Genomic DNA, 17,665 nt, shown 5'->3' with positions numbered 1-17,665 from the left:
CTCGTTTCCCGCTCCAAACATTTGTAAATGACATTCCGTTGCGGGAATAGCTCAGTTGGTAGAGCACGACCTTGCCAAGGTCGGGGTCGCGAGTTCGAGTCTCGTTTCCCGCTCCAATCTCTCTTCAAATTCAGTATCTTTCCCCCCAAGCTCACGAATTCAGTTTTTCCATACAATCGCAGCCACATTCTGTTGGTAGAGCATGATCCGCGCTTGCCAAGGCTGGGGTCGCGAGTTCGAGTCTCGTTTCCCGCTCCAATCTCTCTTCGAAGTCCTCATAATCCCTTTGAATTGCCCATCACATCGCGCTGCGATGACTTGTCGTATCTGGCGTTTACTCAGCGCATATCTACCACCTTTTCTGCAAACAGGAAGGGGGTGTCGGCTATGGTGCGGGTTGTACGAGGCAAGTGGTTGTAACAGGTGGTGGGAGGCGAGAATGGCGGGCAAAAAGAGGAGGAGCCTTGGCTCCTCCTGCATGATTCACTGGCGTGGGCTTAGACCAGAGTAACGTTCTCAGCCTGAGGGCCTTTTTTGCCCTGGGTCACAGTGAACTGAACTTTCTGACCTTCAGCCAGGGTCTTGAAGCCTGCGCTCTGGATGGAGGAGAAGTGAACGAATACGTCCGGACCCTGAGATTGCTCAATAAAGCCAAAACCCTTGGTTTCGTTGAACCATTTTACCTGGCCGGTGCGAATGTCAGACATGTGCAAAATCCTATCAATAACAAAATGAAACTAAGCCCGTGCTGGGCAGCATTTGCCTTGCAAGCAGGGGTTGGCTCATGACTGACCACGTCTCTTTGTCCCAGTAGCACGTAGAACAATCCCTGTCTAAAGCACAAACGATTGTACGTTAGCGCAGATCCTTGTCAATTTGACCCCTTTCGTTTTTTGAACAAGCTAAAAATATTGTGAAGTCAGTGGCTTATTTGGAAAGGAGTTGAATGGAAAACGGGAGGCTAGCGCCTCCCGTTTTTGTTATTCCTTGAGGGCGAACCCTTCCCCTTGCCGGTCGTAGCGGTAGACCGCCTGACCGTAGGAACGGACCTCCACCCGCTGGATGCGGCGGCTGTCGTCCACCAGGATGAAGATAGAGCGGCCCGATTGCAGGCGGGTCAGGGGGCGATCCGGCCCCTCGATGGCGATCAGGCGGCTCAGCTCGGCACCCGGCAACTCGAATTTACGCCAGATGGAGTAGAGGGTCTCACCCGCCTGCACCTCGTGTTGCAGCCAGGTGCCGTTGACCTTCTCTTCGACCGGTTTGGCTGCCGCGGGCGCACTGCCAGCCGCGCCATTACCGACAGTTAGAGCTTGAGCAGGCACAGCCAGCGGCACGTCCAGCGAGCCGGAAGGGGCTGCCTTGGGGGCGGATGGCGCCGGCTCCCAGGCCAGCACCAGCAACCAGAGCGGGATCAGGATCAACAGACCTATGGTGTTGTTGCGGGGCAGCGGGCTGGACAGCTTGAATTTGCCTGCTTTGGCATCCTGGCGGCGTTGGCCCAGGTTGTTCAGTCCTTGACCAAAACGTTGGCGCAGGGACAGGGTCGCGGCATTGATGCGATGGAGCAGGGATCCTTGTGATTCGTCTTGGCGACGCTGCTGGGCTCGTCTGTTATGGCCTCGTGGGCGACGGTCCGGGGTGGGCACGGCATTTACCTCTCACTACATTGCCTGCCATCAGGCAAATTCGTCTCCTATGGTAAACGGACTCGCCCCCGAGGGGGAGAGTCCTGATGCGGAAAATTATCAGCGGAGACGGAATTGACCCAATAATTGCTGCAATTTGTCAGCAGCCTGACGCAATGCCTGACTGGCGTTGGCCGTTTCGGTCGCATCCTGAGCAATGTCGTTGGCCAGTGTATTGGTTTTTGACAGATTGCCGGAGACGGTTTCGGAGACCGAGCTCTGCTCTTCGGCGGCGGAGGCGATCTGGTAGGTCATGTCATTGATGGTGGAGATAGCCTGATAGATGCTACCAAGCGCCTCTTCCGCCAAGTCGGCTTCGCCTACCGCCTGATGGGTCAACTGCTGGCTCTGGGTGATGGCATTGACCGCATTGGTCGAGCTCAGGCGGATCTTCTCGATCAGCTCCTGGGTGTTCTGTACCGCCTGTTGGGTATTGCCCGCCAGTTTGCGCACCTCATCGGCCACCACCGCAAAGCCACGTCCCTGCTCACCGGCCCGTGCTGCCTCGATGGCGGCGTTGAGGGCCAGCAGGTTGGTCTGATCGGCAATGCCCTGGATCACGGTGAGAATGCTGGTGATCTGCTCGCTGTCATGGGCCAGCCCTTCGACCACTTCGGCCCCTTTACCGGCTTCAGCTGCCACCTTGTGCATCGACTGGATCACTCGCTGGAAGCGCTCCTTGCCCTGGTCTGCGGCGCTCTGCGCCTGCTTGGCCGAGTCGGCGGTGTTGTTGGCATGGGTGGCGACCTCCTGGCTGACGTAGGACATCTCCTGTACTGCGGTCAGCATCTGTTCCATCTCCGCCTGATGGTGCTGCAGGTTGTTGTCGGTCTGGCCGGCGATGCGGTCGGTATCCCCCGCGTGGCGGTTCACCTCGCTGGCTGTTTTCAACACATCCCCGAGCAAGCCCTGCAGTTTGTCGATAAAGCGGTTGATCCCCTTGGCCAGATCCCCCAGTTCATCCACCGAGCGGGTATTGAGGCGTTTGGTGAGATCCCCTTCGCCATCGGCGATGTCATCCACCAGGCTGACCATCTGACGGATCGGGCCTGTGATGCTGCGGGCAATCACCAGCATGGTCGCCAGCGCCAGCACCAGCACGATAAAGGCACCGACCAGCTGTTGGGTCACCGCGGCCCGGTTCATCTCATTGAGCTGGCTTTCCAGCTGATCAGCCCCCGCCAGTACCACCTTGTAGGGCAGGGTGACGATGATGGCCCAGTTGCGGCTCATTCCCGGCACTATGATAGGGACGGAAATACGGAACGATTCGTCAAGTTCCTGACGTTGAACTTCCGGTTTCAGGTACTGTTGCCACTGGTTACCCAGCACCTTCACCGCGCTGCTGCCAAGCAGGCTGGCATCCCCACTGGTGCCGGTGATGACGCCGGCAGCGCTGACGATCAGGGTCTCCCCCTGGCCATCATAGATATTGCTGTTGAGGCTCTTGGCCTGACGACTGATGGAGTCCACTGCCAGATCGAGTGCTGCAATTCCCCGAAACTGGCCATTAACCATGATGGGGGTGGTGATAGTGCTGACCAGTACCTGCTGGCCGTTGATATCCACCTTGAAGGGGTCGATGAGACAAGAGCGACCTTCCTGTTTCGGGCAGGCGTAGTAGTCGTTGGCGGGATTACCGAATTCATCCGGGTTGGTTTTCTCGATGGAGAGCAGCAGGTCGGTGCCGATCTGATCCTGGTCGCGATAAAAATAGGGGACGAAGCGCCCTTGATCGTCACTGCCCAGCGCACTTTGGCCAGCGAAAGTGGCATCCTCACCGTCGAAACCGTTGGGCTCGAAGCCAGCGAAGGCGCCATAGAGCTGGGATTCCAGCGCGAGCTGTGCCTTGAGCAGGTCGGTCGCCTGTTGGCGATCCAACGGCAGCTTACCCTGTTGCTGTTGAGCAAACATACTGGCCATCTGCTGGGTGTAGGAGAGCCCCTTTTGCAGCAGCTGGGTGATGGTGGCCGCTTCGGCGCGGGCGTTGGCACTGACCTTCTGCCATGCCTCCTGCTGCAGGGCGGCGCGGCTGGAGCTGATGGTCAGCTTCTGGGTCTGTTGACCCGAGTATTGGTTGAGCAGGATCAGGATAACCAGGGCTGTCGTCATGGCGATCCCGGCCATGACCAGTATTCGGGTCTGGATTGAACGGAACTGCATCGTCTCTTCCTTGTTCTTGTTGCGTGGAGCGTTGAGAGTTGTTTGGATATCGGCAGGAGGAGGCAGCTCTCCAGCGCTGTGCATAGCAAATCGGAAATGCGATAACGGTTTTGCGATCCTCTTCAAATATCGGGTGGCAAGTCGTTTTGCTCTGAATTTAATCCCCGACTTTAGCCCGCAATGACGTCATGGTTTTCCCATCCGTGAGAGTCGGTGCTAAAATGCGTCGGTTTTTTAACGTATTGGCCCAAGGCCCTCTCTACACAAGGCTTAAAGATGAAAGTCAAAACCCGTTTTGCTCCCAGCCCGACCGGCTTTTTGCATGTCGGCGGTGCCCGTACCGCACTCTATTCCTGGTTGTTTGCAAAGAACCAGGGCGGTGAGTTCGTGCTGCGTATCGAGGATACCGATCTGGAACGTTCCACCCAGGAGGCCATCGATGCCATCATTGAGGGCATGGAATGGCTGGAGCTTAATTGGGATGAGGGCCCCTACTACCAGACCAAGCGCTTCGATCGCTACAACGGGCTGATCGACGAGATGCTGGCCGATGGCCGTGCCTACAAGTGCTACTGCTCCAAGGAGCGTCTGGAAGCGCTGCGTGAAGGTCAGATGGCCAATGGCGAGAAGCCCCGTTATGACGGCAAGTGCCGCGACCACGCCCACGATCACCCGGCCGATGCGCCGCACGTGATTCGCTTCCGCAACCCGACCGAAGGTTCTGTGGTGTTCGATGACCACGTTCGTGGCCGCATCGAGTTCGCCAACACTGAGCTCGACGATCTGATTATCCGCCGTACCGACGGCGCGCCGACCTACAACTTCTGCGTCGTGGTCGATGACTGGGATATGGAGATCACCCATGTGGTGCGTGGTGAAGACCACATCAACAACACCCCGCGCCAGATCAACATCTACAAGGCGCTGAACGCGCCGGTGCCGGAGTTTGCCCACGTCTCCATGATCCTGGGTGACGACGGCGCCAAGCTCTCCAAGCGCCACGGTGCCGTTTCCGTGATGCAGTACCGCGACGACGGCTACCTGCCGGAAGCGCTGCTGAACTATCTGGTACGTCTGGGCTGGTCCCACGGCGATCAGGAGATCTTCACCCTGGACGAGATGATCAAGCTGTTCAGTCTGGATGCCATCTCCAAGTCTGCCTCTGCCTTCAACACCGACAAGCTGCTGTGGCTGAACAACCACTATATGCGCAGCCTGGATCCGACTTACGTTGCCAAGCATCTGGCATGGCACATGGAAAACCAGCAGATCGACACCAGCAAGGGTCCGGCCCTGGCCGACGTGGTCACCCTGCTGGCCGAGCGCTGCAACACCCTGGTCGAGATGGCTGCCCAGAGCCGCTACCTGTTCGAAGAGTACGAAGCGATTGACGAGGCGGCCGCCAAGAAGCACCTGCGTGGCGTCGCTGCCGAGCCGCTGGCTCTGGCCAAAACCAAGCTGGCAGCCCTGGATAGCTGGACCACTGAAGCGTTGCACGAGCTGATTGAAGCCACTGCCGCCGAGCTGGGCCAGGGCATGGGCAAGGTGGGTATGCCGCTTCGCGTAGCCGTGACAGGTCTGGGTCAGTCCCCTGCCATCGACGCCGTGATGGCATTGGTGGGCAAGGAGCGGGTACTGGCCCGTATCGACCGCGCACTGGCTTATATCGAAGCCCGTATGGCTGCCGAGTAAGCCTGACGTTGTCGGTCGTCATCACCGCTCTGGGTTAATCCCCCCTGCCATTGACGCCGTGATGGCATTGGTGGGCAAGGAGCGGGTACTGGCCCGTATTGACCGCGCACTGGCTTATATCGAAGCCCGTATGGCTGCGGAGTAAGCCTGACGTTGTCGGTCGTCATCACCGCTCTGGGTTAATCCCCCCTGCCATTGACGCCGTGATGGCATTGGTGGGCAAAGAGCGTGTACTGGCGCGTATCGACCGCGCACTGGCTTATATCGAAGCCCGCATGGCTGCGGAGTAAGTCTGACGTTGTCGGTCGTCATCACCGCTCTGGGTTAATCCCCCCTGCCATTGACGCCGTGATGGCATTGGTGGGCAAGGAGCGGGTACTGGTGCGTATCGACCGCGCACTGGCTTATATCGAAGCCCACATGGCTGCCGAGTAAGTTCTGCCGATGAGGCAGGCGAGGGGATAACCCTGCTCTGCCACATGCTTAATAGAAAAAATCCGAAACCACTGGTTTCGGATTTTTTATGGCCAGCGCACAGGCCGAAAAACTTTGGATAAAAAAATGCCAGTCAGTTGACTGGCATTTTTGTTGGCAAAAGTCGGAGTTAGTGGCTATCGACCCAGACGAACTTGAGCATAAACAGCAGGGCCACCACCAGTACGCAGGGGTTGATTTCACGCCAGCGGCCGGTGCCCGCCTTCATCACGCAGTAGGAGATAAAGCCCACGGCGATCCCTTCGGTGATGGAGAAACTGAACGGCATCATCACCGCGGTCATAAAGGCCGGAACCGCTTCGCTCAGGTCTTCCCACTTCACCCGGGTCAGCTCGGAGCACATCAGCACGCCCACATAGATAAGGGCGCCAGCAGCGGCATAGGCCGGTACCATGGCGGCCACCGGGGAGAAGAAGATCGCCAGCAGGAACAGCAGGCCGACCACGATGGCGGTCAGGCCGGTACGGCCGCCAACGGCGACGCCTGAGCTGCTTTCGATATAAGCCGTCACGGACGAGGTCCCCATAAAGGCACCGCCGACCGAGCTGACGCTGTCAACCACCAGGGCCTGCTTCATGCGGGGGAAGTGGCCGCGATCATCGGCCAGTTTGGCGCGGTTGGTGACGCCAATCAGGGTGCCGGAAGAGTCGAACAGGTTGACCAGCATAAAGGAGAAGATGATCCCGGCCAGGCTGATATCGAGCGATCCCATCAGATCCAGCTGGCCAAACACCGGCTCGATGCTGGGGGGCATCGAGACGAAGCCCTTGAAGGTGACATCGCCAAACAGCCAGCCCAGCGTGGTAGTGACCACGATGGCGATCAGCACGGCGGAGTGGACGCCGCGGGCAGAGAAGATGCAGATCAGGAAGAAGCCGAGCAGCCCCAGCAGGCAGGGCAGGGAGGTGAGGTTGCCCACGGTCACCATAGTCGCAGGGCTGGCCACCACGATGCCGGCGTTGTGCAGACCCAGCAGGGCGATCAGCAGGCCGATACCGGCAGTGATCCCAACCCGCAGGGTGAGCGGAATGTTGGCGATGAGCCAGTAGCGCACTCGCAGCAGGGTGAGGATTAACAGACCCATGGCGCCCCAGAAGATGGTGCCCATGCCCACTTGCCAGGAGTAACCCATGCCCGCGACGACCACGAAGGCGAAGAAGGCGTTGAGGCCCATGGCGGGGGCCAGGGCGATCGGCAGGTTGGCCAACAGGCCCATCAGGATGCTGCCGATACCGGCAATGAGGCAGGTGGTGACGAACACGGCCTGGGTGTCCATACCGGCCGCAGAGAGGATCTGCGGGTTGACGAACACGATATAGACCATGGTCAGGAAGGTGGTGATGCCGGCGATCACTTCGGTGCGGGCATTGGTGCCATGGTCTTGCAGGGCAAACAGGCGCTCAAGCAATCCCTGCCCGGCGGCCGATGCCTGGTGTGGTTGATTCATGTTGGATTCCAATAGGTGACGTGAAATAGGCAGCAGGGGAGAAGGTGACTCCATCCATGCAGAGGCTGCGCCCTGTTTTTGATGGTTAAGTGACCAGCTCCTCCCCGATACCGTGACAGCGCGCACATTTTTACACAGGCGGCGCCGTTTACAAACCCCGGATCTGCGAAGCAGATCAATCAATAGAGTAAAAATTCAAACGTTTGCTTTTTGAGCGCAAAAAAAGGTTCTCAGCAGAGAACCGTTTATCGAAAATTGGGGGCTTACAGGGTTTTGAAATAGCGCTCGACCAGCTGGGCCAGCACCGAATCGAGCCGGTCTTGCACTTCACCCAGCTCGTGGCCGAAGCGGCGCAGAAACAGGCTGGCCTGCTCTTCGGTCAGTTTGCGTCCCTCGATAAAGAACTCCTGCTCCGGCAACTGTTTGTCGTAGCGGGGGATCAGCACCCAGCTCACCAGCTCGGGCTCTACGGCGGCAAACATTTTGGCGGCGGCGGCACAGAAGGTCTCTATGTGCTCCTTGCCATCCGGCCCAAGGCAACCCGGTTCCACCCGGACTTGAAAGGTGAGTTTTTTCTCTATTGGGGTCGTCATCGTGCTACATCCATGCAAAGGGATCTGTCTTGAATTGTAAGCCCAAAGGCAAGAGAAAGGGGAGCAGAAGCTCCCCTCGATATGCAGTCGGCCTTATTTGGCGATGCGCTTATATTTGGCGTGGTGCGGTTGGATGGCCACTCGCCCCGAACTAACAAGTTATTTGGTGATGCGCTTGTACTTGGCACGATGGGGCTGGATAGCCTCGGCGCCGTAGGTCTTCTTCTTCCACTCTTCGTACTCGGTAAAGTTACCCTCGAAGAACTCGATCTTGCCCTCGTCCTGATAGTCCAGGATGTGAGTGGCGATACGGTCGAGGAACCAGCGGTCGTGGGAGATGACCATAGCACAACCCGGGAACTCCAGCAGGGCGTTTTCGAGGGCGCGCAGGGTTTCGATATCCAGATCGTTGGTCGGTTCATCCAGCAGCAGCACGTTGCCGCCGGTCTGCAGCAGCTTGGCCAGGTGCAGACGACCACGCTCACCACCGGAGAGTTCGCCAACCCGCTTCTGCTGGTCGGAACCCTTGAAGTTGAAGCGGCCGATATAGGCGCGGCTCGGGAACTCGTAGTTACCGATGCGCAGGATATCCTGACCGTCAGCGACTTCCTCGAATACCGTCTTCTTGTCATCCATGCTGTCGCGGAACTGATCGACAGAGGCCAGCACCACGGTTTCACCGAGCGTGATGGCACCGGAATCCGGCTGCTCCTGACCCGACATCATGCGGAACAGGGTCGATTTACCGGCACCGTTCGGGCCGATGATGCCGACGATAGCCCCCTTCGGAATGGCAAACGACAGATCGTCGATCAGCACCCGATCACCGTAGGATTTGCGCAGGTTGGCCACTTCCACCACCTTGTCGCCGAGGCGCGGTCCGGGCGGAATGAACAGCTCGTTGGTCTCGTTGCGCTTCTGGTAGTCGTTGGTATTGAGCTCTTCGAAGCGAGCCATACGGGCCTTTGACTTGGCCTGACGGCCTTTCGGGTTTTGGCGAACCCACTCCAGCTCTTTCTCGATGGACTTGCGACGGGCCGCTTCGGAACTGGCTTCCTGGGCCAGACGGGCGTCCTTCTGCTCCAGCCAGGAGGAGTAGTTGCCTTCCCATGGGATACCTTCGCCGCGGTCCAGCTCCAGGATCCAACCTGCCACGTTGTCGAGGAAGTAACGGTCGTGGGTGATGGCCACAACAGTGCCTTCGTAGTCGTGCAGGAAGCGCTCCAGCCAGGCCACGGATTCTGCATCCAGGTGGTTGGTCGGTTCGTCCAGCAGCAGCATGTCCGGCTTTTCCAGCAGCAGACGGCAGAGCGCCACGCGGCGGCGCTCACCACCGGAGAGGTGCTTGATCTTGGCATCCCAGGCCGGCAGGCGCAGGGCATCGGCCGCGCGCTCCAGCTGGTTTTCCATGTTGTGGCCGCCCTGGGCCTGGATGATGGCTTCCAGCTCACCCTGTTCGCGGGCCAGCTTGTCAAAGTCGGCATCCGGGTCGGCGTAGGCCGCATAGACCTCGTCCAGACGGGCCATGGCGCGCTTCACCTCGCCAACGGCCTCTTCGACCGCTTCGCGTACGGTCTGCTCCGGATCCAGCTTCGGCTCCTGGGGCAGGTAGCCGATCTTGATGCCGGGCTGCGGACGGGCTTCCCCTTCGATCTCGGTATCTAGCCCAGCCATGATGCGCAGCAGGGTCGATTTACCGGCGCCGTTCAGACCCAGCACGCCGATCTTGGCGCCCGGGAAGAAGGAGAGGGAGATGTTCTTGAGAATATGACGCTTGGGCGGCACAACCTTGCCGACCCGGTTCATGGTGTAAATAAATTGAGCCATTGGCTAATTCTCTTCCTTTTCAGCAGGTTAATGTCATTGCATTAACAAACTGAGGCCGTGGTGGGGCCGGGTTGAGATAGCTCAACCCGGTTCCAAAAAAACGTTCCGATTGTAAACCAATGGGTAGGGGGGGGCAAAGGCGCGACTGCCTTCCCAGTTACGTCTGTTGACCCGCGGTATTTATCCGTTGCTGCCGTTGCTGCCGTTGCCGCCGTTGCCATCGTTGCTACCCAGAACAGAGACAGGTTGGTTGTTACTAAGTGTTGAGCAGTCATCCCCAGTTGGGCATGGGGATTGTGCCCACAGCGAGGCGCTTTGCAGGCAAGCAAGCAGTATCAGGTTTGAACCAAAAGGGGGAGTGGAGTGCATGATATCGACCTTGTGAGATGAAGAAGCGTTGGCATAAGGATCTTTAAACACTCAGACATCCAAGTGGTAGGTAGATTTGTCTGGTTGGGCGGCTGGTAACTGGCGATATATAAGTCCAATTTCGCTGACAACCCAGAGCGAAAGCAGGGCCAGCAGGCTGAGCAGGGGCAGCAGAGAGTGGCTCTGGGTCAGGGCATAGGCCGCGATGGCGGCGCCAATCAGGAGAAGGGTTCGGATCATGAGGTGGCTCCTTGTCGTCATGGGGGTGTTGCGTGGCCACGGACAGAGCGCCTGGGGTCGGGAGTTGTTCCCGGGTGGCACGAAGCGAGGTGAGTATATCCCGTCATGCCGCTGCCGATCCCTGGTGTCATCACACTTTCCATAGTCATGTGGTTCGTATCGAGTTGGGCCCCGCCAGGTGCGGGGCCAGTAATGGTTTGACGGTCAGAAGAAACCGCCGTTGTTATCGTCACTGTCGGTCCAGCTACCACTCTGGCTATCATCGTCGAGAAAACTGCCGCCATCATCGGGGGGCGAATCCCAATCGTTCCAGCGCACCGGTTCCGCATCGACCGGATTGGCAATGGCCGCTGGCTCTATGATGTCGATGATCTCCTCGGACCGGTTGTTGTGAAACAGCCCGCCGATTATATCGGCCAGCATGACGCCACCGGCCACCCCGGCGGCGGTTTGCAGGGCGCCGCCCAAAAAGGAGCTGGTACGGGATGCTGGCTGGGCAGGAGTAGTTGCCGGTGGCGGCGTAAGGCGCGGGCTGCTTTCGCTACCAAACAGGCCGGAGAGAAAACTGCCGCCACTTGGGACGCTCTGGTTGGCTTCCAGCTCCTTGACCCGTTCATTGAGGCGTGTAAGGGCAGCCTGCTGGATCAGCAGCGCCTGGATCATGTAGTAGGGGGCATCGGGCTGCTGTGCCAGATGTTGCCGGATCAGTTGATCCGCTTGTTGGTCTCGCTGGTTATCTCTGGCTTGCGCTTGCTTGAGGCGGTCGAACAGCCCATCGATCAGACCCTGTTCCTGTGGTTGCATCTCAAATCCTCGCTATGGTGCGCAGACAGTGCGTTCAGCCATCCTAAAACCCATAGCAAGCCAGTGGTACCTGATTAACTCATCGGTGACCGAGGCATGACCTTTAACCCTTTCCTCTGGTTTGCGCCTGGCACCGGGATGGCGCTAGACCAACTCGAGGCGACGCAGCTATCTGATTATTATCAGGTCGCCAGATGCGGTAATGGCGGCTATTGAGGCGCGCGGAATGACCGTATGCCGCATCTTGGTGCAGCGAGTGTCAATGCAAGATGACAGGCACCAGAATGGGGCGTTCAGCCGGGCTGTTGTGATCCTTTTCACAAAAAATAGACTGGGCCCCATAACGAAGCCCTGTAGACAGGGCTCGCAGCCCGCCCGTAACGGCGGGCGACAGACACTCTCTCTTTACTTCGCTTGGATACAGGTTATGGACAACACCTCGATTCGCACTGCCCATCCTATTTATGAGGATGTGCTGGCCCTGCTGACGGCGGCCGGCTTTGTTTCCCTCGGCATCTTTCTGTTTCATCAGGTTGGCCTGCTCACCGGCGGTACCGCCGGGCTGGCGCTGCTGCTGCAACAGCTGACCGGCATCAGCTTCGGCCTGCTGTTTTTCGGCATCAATCTGCCTTTCTATGCGTTGGCATGGCTGCGGATGGGGCCACGTTTTACCTTCAACACCTTTGTCTCGGTGGCAGCGGTCTCCTACATGACCGATCACCTCAACGGGGTGTTGCAGATCGGCAAGATAGAGCCCCTCTATGCGGCGCTGATCGGCGGTACCCTGATTGGTATGGGCCTGCTCATTATGTTTCGCCACAAGTCGAGTCTGGGGGGCTTCAACATTCTGGCGCTCTTTATTCAGGATCGCTTTGGCATCCGGGCGGGCAAGCTGCAGATGGGGCTCGATTGCGCCATTGTTGTCGCCTCGTTTTTCGTGGTGCAGCCCTGGATCCTGGCGCTCTCCATCGTGGCGGCGGTTATCTGTAATCTGGTGTTGACACTCAACCACAAGCCGGGCCGCTACCAGATTGCCTGACGAGCGGCAACCGTGACACGATAAGACAAGCGTGACCCGATAGCACGAGGCGGCCTGATGGCCGCCTCGTCTGTTTTTATCCTGATGCTTGAACGCTTCGCCTAGCTCGCCTGCTCCAGCCTGCTGTCGCCGCTTATAGGGTTGCCGCTGATAGCGTGACCACCGACGGCGAGCGGAGTGTGGCAGGCCACCTGATGCTGGGCCCCATCGCACGCCTCAAGCCTTGGCGCCTTGCTTTTGCACAACTCGGTCGCATGGGGGCAGCGCTGGTGGAAGTGGCAGCCGCTTGGCGGCGAGATGGGGGAGGGCACATCGCCGGTCAGCAAAATGCGCTGGCTGCGCCTGCGCGGGTCCGGCACCGGAATGGCGGAGATCAGCGCCTGGGTGTAAGGGTGGCGCGGCGCCAGATAGAGCGACTGGGCATCCGCCAGTTCGACGATCCGTCCCAGATACATCACCGCAATGCGATCCGAGATGTGTTTGACCACCGACAGATCGTGGGCGATGAAGATGATGGAGAGGTTCATCTCTCGCTGCAGGCTGAGCAGCAGGTTGACGATCTGCGACTGCACCGAGACATCGAGGGCCGAGACCGCCTCGTCGCACACCAGCAGCTTGGGCTTGAGGGCGATGGCGCGGGCGATGCCGATGCGCTGGCGCTGACCGCCGGAAAACTCGTGGGGGTAGCGATCCACCGCGCTGCCCGGCAGGCCCACTTTTGCCAGCAACTCCTGCACCCAGCCGCGCCGCTGCTCAGTGTTGCCTTTACCGTGGATGATAAAGGGCTCCTCCAAAATCTGGCCCACGGTGTGGCGGCTGTTGAGGGATTCTGCAGGGTCCTGAAACACCATCTGCATCTCCTGGCGCAGGGATCGCATCTCCTTCGGGCTGAGGGCGGTGATATCGCGCCCCTCGAAGGTGATGGTGCCCGCGGTCGGCTCGAACAGCTTGAGCAGACTGCGCCCAAGGGTGGACTTGCCACAGCCCGACTCACCCACCAGCCCCAGCGTCTCCCCCTGTTTCAGGTCGAAGCTGATGCCATCCACCGCGTGAACCGTATATTTTTTGCGCAATAACCCGCCTCCCAGCCGGAAGTGCTGTTTCAGATCCCTGACCGATAACAGAGTGCTCATGGGGTCAACTCCTTCCAGTAGTGACAGGCGACATGGTGGCGCGAGTTTAGTGGCTCCACCGCCGGAATGGCGCTGACACAGAGATCGGTCGCGTGGGGGCAGCGGTTGGAGAAGCGGCAGCCAGCGGGCATCTCGTGCAGGGCTGGCACCTGTCCCTTGATGGTCTTGAGCAGGCTCTTGGGCTCATCCTCCAGGCGCGGGATCGAGCTCATCAAGCCGTGGGTATAGGGGTGACGGGGGTGGTCAAACAGCTCGAACACATCGGCCTGCTCTACCGCCCGCCCGGCATACATTACCACCACTTCGTCGCACAGCTCAGCCACGACCCCGAGATCGTGGGTGATAAAGATGATGGCCATGCCGGTCTGGGCCTGCAGCTCTTTCATCAGTTCGAGGATCTGGGCCTGAATGGTGACATCCAGCGCCGTGGTCGGCTCGTCGCAGATGAGCAGGTCTGGCTCGCAGGAGAGGGCCATGGCGATCATCACCCGCTGGCGCATGCCGCCGGAGAGGTTGTGGGGATAGACCGCAAAGCGCTGGGCCGGTTCCGGGATACCCACCTTCTGCAGCATGGCGATGGCCGCGGCTTTACGCTGGGCCTTGTCATACTCGGGGCGATGGAGGCGAAACACCTCCATCAGCTGCTCCCCCACCGTCTGCACCGGGTTGAGGGCCGTCATCGGCTCCTGAAAGATCATCGAGATGCGGTTGCCGCGCACCTTGTACATCTGATCCGGCGCAAGCGACAACAGCTCCTCCCCCTGAAAGCGGATGGAACCGGCGACTACCTGACCATGGGGCTTGGGCAATAGCCCCATGATGGCGAGCGAGGTAACGCTCTTGCCACAGCCGGACTCGCCGACGATCCCCAGCGTCTGGCCCGGGGCCACCTTGAAGCTGACCCCGTCGAGCACCTTGATCTTGCCGTCATCGACGGCGAACTCCACCTCAAGATCGCGCACTTCGAGGATTGGTGCTGGATGCTGGCCGTTATCAACGGCGAACTCCACTCCGTTATCCGCTACGTCGAGGATCGAGGCTGGGTGCTGGCCGTTATCAGCGGCGAACTCCACTCCGTTATCCGCTACGTCAAGAATGGGGGCCTGAGTGTTGGGCATAACGGCTGCTCCCTTCGCAATGGCCTGAATATCAATGACGTGCATAGGTCTTGTCGAGCAGGTTGATGGGCGCCAGCGCCTCCCCTGCCTCCTTGGCGTTGCGGGTCTCTTCCTTCACCTTGGGATCGAGCCAGAGCAGACCGCCGCTACTGTGAGGATAACCGTCCATCGGCCAGTAGAGCAGATCCGGCGTGTTCTTGGTGGCGGGTACGTCCGGCAGCATCACATAACGCCAGCCGCTGGCCCGCACATAGTTGAGCTGCACCCCGGGCACGAAGATGGCGAGGTCATAGATGCGCTGCTGGATCTGCTGGGAGAGCTTGGCCCGTTTGGCCATGTCGAATTCGACGTTGTAGGCGTCGATCAGCGCGTCCAGCTCCTTGTCAGCCACGTTGAACAGGTTGTTGGTCTGCGGTTTGTTGGCGTTGGCGGAGTGGAAAAACTCCCAATATTGCGGATAGAGACCGCCGCCGCCCCAACCGAGCCAGGCCGCCTCGTGTTTCTTCTCCAGCATCACCTTGAAGCCGGTGGCGCCATCCACCAGATTGAGCTCCAGATCCAGACCCGCTTTCTTGGCCTCTTCTTTCAGCACGGTCAGTCGCTTGGAGTGCTCCTGACTGGTGTAGGTGAGCGCCAGCGTCAGCCGCTCACCCTTCTCATTTTGCAGGATGCCGTCCGGCCCCGGCTTGTTATAGCCACCCTTGGCAAAGTACTCCCGCGCCTTGCCAATGTCATAAGCCCGCTCCGGCAGCGTGATGTCAGTGAACTCGCCAAAGCCCGAGTCAAAGGTGGTGGCTCTGTCATAGTCGCCGCGCAGCACGGTCTCGATCATCTTGTCGATGTTGAAGGCGTGCTGGATGCCGAGGCGCACGTTTACGTCCGCCAGCTTGGGGTTGGCCACATTGAGGTGCACCCCCTGACCGCCCTGTTTGGTGTCGGTCATGGCCATCACCTTCTGCACGTACCCCTTCTTGTACTCCGGGGTGACCGCTTTTTCATGCCACCAGTTGGGCAGGATCATCTCGAAGGTATCGATCTCCCCTTTCAGGAAGTGGCGGAAGGCGATGTTGTGGTCGCGGATCACCTGCACCTTGATGGTGTCGATGTTGAATCTGTGCTGGTTGTAGCGATCGTCTTTTGCCCACCAATCCTTCTGCTTGCTGAAGGTGACCGACTTGCCCTTCTTGACGTCGCTGATCACGTAGGGACCTGTGGTGGGCACCACGGCCCAGTTGTACTGCTTCACCCAGTTAGGGGTCAGCTTATAGTAGTGCTTGGGCTGGGGCCACAGCTCGGTGGTGTTGAGCAGGTCCATCTTGGCCTTGCGGTTGCCCGCTTTGACCATAATGGTGTGATCATCGATCTTCTCTACCGCTACCACTTCAGTGGTGTAGTAGTTGTTGAACCAGGGCCCCTTGATGTGTTTGGAGCGCATCATCTCGTAGCCGAAGGTGTAGTCATCGGCATTGACCGGCTTGCCATCCGACCATTTGGCTCGCGGATCCAGCTTGAAGTAGACGGTCTGGCTGTCTGGCGCGATGGCCCAGTGGGTAGCCAGCGAGGGGATGGGGTTGCCGGTATTGGGGTGGAAGCTGATGAGTCGCAACTGGTTATCGAGAATAAAGGAGCGGAACGATCCGTTGGAGTCAGGCCCCACGGTGCGAAACGTCAGCGGAAAGCTCTCCACAAACATATTGAGGCTGCCGCCCGACAGCGCCTTGGGGGAGGCGAACACAGGATCCGTGTCGTTGGTCTCCCATTTGAGATCCGCGGGCAGGCTGGCCGCCCAGACCCAGGATCCGTTTACCAGCACAAAGAGAGCACCTATCCATTTGATTTTATTTTTCATGTTTGACTTCCAAGTCTGGCCCCTGCACTGGGGGTCTTGATTGATAACGGGATTATCCCTTGCTCCCGGGACCGCCGATGGCGGCGGCCCGTCCTCATTAATTACTGTTCGTTACCCGGCGCCTGCCGATGCGCTGTCATCGGCTGGCTTATTGGTAACGGGTAAATTTGCGCGGATCGAATGCCTCGCGGATCGCCTCACCGATAAAGGAGACCATGATCAGCACCAGACTCACCGCTGCCACCACCGAGCTGACGATCCAGATGGCATCCAGATTGTTGATGCCCTGGGAGAGCAGCTCCCCCCAGCTCGGGGTCGGCGGTGCCAGCCCGAAGCCCAGATAGTCGAGTGCCGTCAGGGTCGAGATATTGCCCACCACGGCGAATGGCGCCAGGGTGACGATCATCATCAGGGTGTTGGGCAGGATGTGGTTGAAGATGATCCGCCCGGTGGTCGCCCCTTGTGCCCGCGCCGCCATCACATAGTCCCGCGCCCGCTCCTTGTAGGTGAGGGTGCGCATATACCAGGTGATCCCCATCCAGCCGAACAACACGTTGATGGCGACAAACAGGCCAAAGTTGGGCTTGGCCAGCGACACCAGGATCATGATGACGTAGAGAAACGGCACCTGAGACCAGATCTCGATAAAGCGTTGCAAGATGAGATCAAAGCGGCCGCCGAGAAAGCCCATCATGCAGCCAACGGTGACCCCGATGGCGTAACTGGCCGCCAGCGCGATAAAGGCAAAGCCGATGGCGATGCGAAAGCCGTAGACCAGCCTGGCCAGCACGTCACGACCACTGATGTCGGTACCGAGGAAGTGGCGTTCAGCCACGCTGGGGGCGTAAGGGGGGTAGGCATCCTCCTTGAAATCCTGCTCATAGGGGTTCCAGGGCACCAGCGGCAGCAGCACCCAGTCGCCCTGGCCTTCTGTGGCAAACTTGGCCTTGAGCTGGCGGTAGTTGGTCTCGTACTCGTAATCGAGCCCGAACTGCTGACCGGGGATCACATCACCATAGGTGGGAAAGTAGAGTTGGCCCTGGTAGCTCACCATCAGCGCCCGGCTGTTGACCAGGAGCTCCGCCAGCAGAGAGAGCACAACCAGGGAGGTGAAAATAACAAAGGAGTAGTAGCCACGCTTGATCGACTTGAAGCGCTTGAGTTTTTTCAGCGTTACCGGATTCAGGTTCAGGTTCATACTCACTCTC

General features: G+C 59.0%; 14 protein-coding genes, 1 tRNA gene and 2 pseudogenes. 5 read left to right on the top strand and 12 right to left on the bottom strand.

Annotation, left to right across the window (positions count from 1 at the left end; all coding sequences use genetic code 11):
- The first annotated feature begins 40 nt into the window (after nt 1–40).
- Nucleotides 41–116 (top strand) — tRNA-Gly (locus BN1117_RS06645).
- Between the two features lie 381 nt (nt 117–497).
- Here BN1117_RS06645 and BN1117_RS06640 read toward each other — a convergent pair.
- The 3 genes from BN1117_RS06640 to BN1117_RS06630 form a co-directional block, all read right to left on the bottom strand.
- Nucleotides 498–707, bottom strand: a complete 210-nt coding sequence (locus tag BN1117_RS06640; RefSeq protein ID WP_040095890.1) for a cold-shock protein — start codon at nt 705–707, stop codon at nt 498–500.
- A 273-nt stretch (nt 708–980) separates the two neighbouring features.
- Nucleotides 981–1,649 carry a LysM-like peptidoglycan-binding domain-containing protein gene (locus BN1117_RS06635; RefSeq protein ID WP_040095889.1) on the bottom strand — a complete coding sequence of 223 codons (669 nt, stop codon included), beginning with the start codon at nt 1,647–1,649 and terminating at the stop codon, nt 981–983.
- Between the two features lie 99 nt (nt 1,650–1,748).
- Nucleotides 1,749–3,851 carry a methyl-accepting chemotaxis protein gene (locus BN1117_RS06630; RefSeq protein ID WP_040095887.1) on the bottom strand — a complete coding sequence of 701 codons (2,103 nt, stop codon included), beginning with the start codon at nt 3,849–3,851 and terminating at the stop codon, nt 1,749–1,751.
- Between the two features lie 276 nt (nt 3,852–4,127).
- Between BN1117_RS06630 and gltX the strand changes: the two genes are divergently transcribed.
- The 3 genes and pseudogenes from gltX to BN1117_RS20020 all read left to right on the top strand — a co-directional run.
- On the top strand, nt 4,128–5,543 hold the full coding sequence (gene gltX / locus BN1117_RS06625) for a glutamate--tRNA ligase (protein ID WP_040095885.1): 1,416 nt from the start codon (nt 4,128–4,130) through the stop codon (nt 5,541–5,543).
- A 14-nt stretch (nt 5,544–5,557) separates the two neighbouring features.
- Nucleotides 5,558–5,688 (top strand): annotated as a pseudogene (locus tag BN1117_RS20050) (glutamyl-tRNA synthetase); the annotation flags it as partial.
- A gap of 141 nt (nt 5,689–5,829) precedes the next feature.
- Nucleotides 5,830–5,978, top strand: a pseudogene (locus BN1117_RS20020) (glutamate--tRNA ligase); the annotation flags it as partial.
- 169 nt (nt 5,979–6,147) lie between these two features.
- On the opposite strand, the gene BN1117_RS06605 reads toward BN1117_RS20020, so the two are convergent.
- The 5 genes from BN1117_RS06605 to BN1117_RS06585 all read right to left on the bottom strand — a co-directional run bounded on the left by BN1117_RS06605 (nt 6,148) and on the right by BN1117_RS06585 (nt 11,318).
- On the bottom strand, nt 6,148–7,485 hold the full coding sequence (locus tag BN1117_RS06605; protein WP_040095881.1) for an NCS2 family permease: 1,338 nt from the start codon (nt 7,483–7,485) through the stop codon (nt 6,148–6,150).
- 263 nt (nt 7,486–7,748) lie between these two features.
- On the bottom strand, nt 7,749–8,078 hold the full coding sequence (locus tag BN1117_RS06600; protein WP_040095879.1) for a hypothetical protein: 330 nt from the start codon (nt 8,076–8,078) through the stop codon (nt 7,749–7,751).
- A gap of 159 nt (nt 8,079–8,237) precedes the next feature.
- Nucleotides 8,238–9,905: an energy-dependent translational throttle protein EttA gene (gene ettA / locus BN1117_RS06595; protein ID WP_040095878.1), complete on the bottom strand. Its 1,668-nt coding sequence runs from the start codon at nt 9,903–9,905 to the stop codon at nt 8,238–8,240.
- Nucleotides 9,906–10,325: 420 nt separating this feature from the next.
- On the bottom strand, nt 10,326–10,514 hold the full coding sequence (locus BN1117_RS06590) for a hypothetical protein (protein ID WP_040095876.1): 189 nt from the start codon (nt 10,512–10,514) through the stop codon (nt 10,326–10,328).
- A 204-nt stretch (nt 10,515–10,718) separates the two neighbouring features.
- Complete coding sequence (locus tag BN1117_RS06585; protein WP_040095874.1) at nt 10,719–11,318, bottom strand: DUF2076 domain-containing protein; 600 nt, start codon at nt 11,316–11,318, stop codon at nt 10,719–10,721.
- Between the two features lie 427 nt (nt 11,319–11,745).
- Here BN1117_RS06585 and BN1117_RS06580 point away from each other — a divergent pair, with 427 nt between their 5' ends.
- Complete coding sequence (locus BN1117_RS06580) at nt 11,746–12,357, top strand: DUF6198 family protein (RefSeq protein WP_040095872.1); 612 nt, start codon at nt 11,746–11,748, stop codon at nt 12,355–12,357.
- Nucleotides 12,358–12,458: 101 nt separating this feature from the next.
- Here BN1117_RS06580 and BN1117_RS06575 read toward each other — a convergent pair whose 3' ends face one another.
- From BN1117_RS06575 to BN1117_RS06560, 4 genes are all read right to left on the bottom strand, one after another.
- The gene (locus tag BN1117_RS06575) at nt 12,459–13,490 is read right to left on the bottom strand and encodes an ABC transporter ATP-binding protein (RefSeq protein WP_040095870.1); all 1,032 of its coding nucleotides are present in this window, start codon (nt 13,488–13,490) and stop codon (nt 12,459–12,461) included.
- Nucleotides 13,487–14,608, bottom strand: coding sequence for an ABC transporter ATP-binding protein (locus BN1117_RS06570; protein ID WP_040095869.1), 1,122 nt, complete (start codon nt 14,606–14,608; stop codon nt 13,487–13,489). Before BN1117_RS06570 ends, BN1117_RS06575 begins: the two co-directional genes overlap by 4 nt.
- Before the next feature lie 31 nt (nt 14,609–14,639).
- Nucleotides 14,640–16,457: an extracellular solute-binding protein gene (locus tag BN1117_RS06565; protein WP_040095867.1), complete on the bottom strand. Its 1,818-nt coding sequence runs from the start codon at nt 16,455–16,457 to the stop codon at nt 14,640–14,642.
- 148 nt (nt 16,458–16,605) lie between these two features.
- A complete protein-coding gene (locus BN1117_RS06560; protein WP_209435231.1) occupies nt 16,606–17,649 on the bottom strand; it encodes an ABC transporter permease in 1,044 nt (347 codons plus the stop codon).
- Between the last annotated feature and the right edge of the window lie 16 nt (nt 17,650–17,665).

Source organism: Aeromonas australiensis, assembly GCF_000819725.1.
In the GTDB taxonomy this organism is placed as follows: Bacteria; Pseudomonadota; Gammaproteobacteria; order Enterobacterales; family Aeromonadaceae; genus Aeromonas; species Aeromonas australiensis.
The sequence above is the reverse complement of the archived record's forward strand: the minus strand, read 5'-3'. Positions and strand labels throughout refer to the sequence as shown.

Bases quoted from the DNA above. Each gene is read 5' to 3' on its own strand.
- BN1117_RS06600 (WP_040095879.1), bottom strand. From the start codon at position 8,078: ATGACGACCCCAATAGAGAAAAAACTCACCTTTCAAGTCCGGGTGGAA.
- BN1117_RS06565 (WP_040095867.1), bottom strand. From the start codon at position 16,457: ATGAAAAATAAAATCAAATGGATAGGTGCTCTCTTTGTGCTGGTAAAC.
- BN1117_RS06570 (WP_040095869.1), bottom strand. From the start codon at position 14,608: ATGCCCAACACTCAGGCCCCCATTCTTGACGTAGCGGATAACGGAGTG.
- BN1117_RS06605 (WP_040095881.1), bottom strand. From the start codon at position 7,485: ATGAATCAACCACACCAGGCATCGGCCGCCGGGCAGGGATTGCTTGAG.
- gltX (WP_040095885.1), top strand. From the start codon at position 4,128: ATGAAAGTCAAAACCCGTTTTGCTCCCAGCCCGACCGGCTTTTTGCAT.
- BN1117_RS06585 (WP_040095874.1), bottom strand. From the start codon at position 11,318: ATGCAACCACAGGAACAGGGTCTGATCGATGGGCTGTTCGACCGCCTC.
- ettA (WP_040095878.1), bottom strand. From the start codon at position 9,905: ATGGCTCAATTTATTTACACCATGAACCGGGTCGGCAAGGTTGTGCCG.
- BN1117_RS06630 (WP_040095887.1), bottom strand. From the start codon at position 3,851: ATGCAGTTCCGTTCAATCCAGACCCGAATACTGGTCATGGCCGGGATC.
- BN1117_RS06590 (WP_040095876.1), bottom strand. From the start codon at position 10,514: ATGATCCGAACCCTTCTCCTGATTGGCGCCGCCATCGCGGCCTATGCC.
- BN1117_RS06640 (WP_040095890.1), bottom strand. From the start codon at position 707: ATGTCTGACATTCGCACCGGCCAGGTAAAATGGTTCAACGAAACCAAG.
- BN1117_RS06580 (WP_040095872.1), top strand. From the start codon at position 11,746: ATGGACAACACCTCGATTCGCACTGCCCATCCTATTTATGAGGATGTG.
- BN1117_RS06575 (WP_040095870.1), bottom strand. From the start codon at position 13,490: ATGAGCACTCTGTTATCGGTCAGGGATCTGAAACAGCACTTCCGGCTG.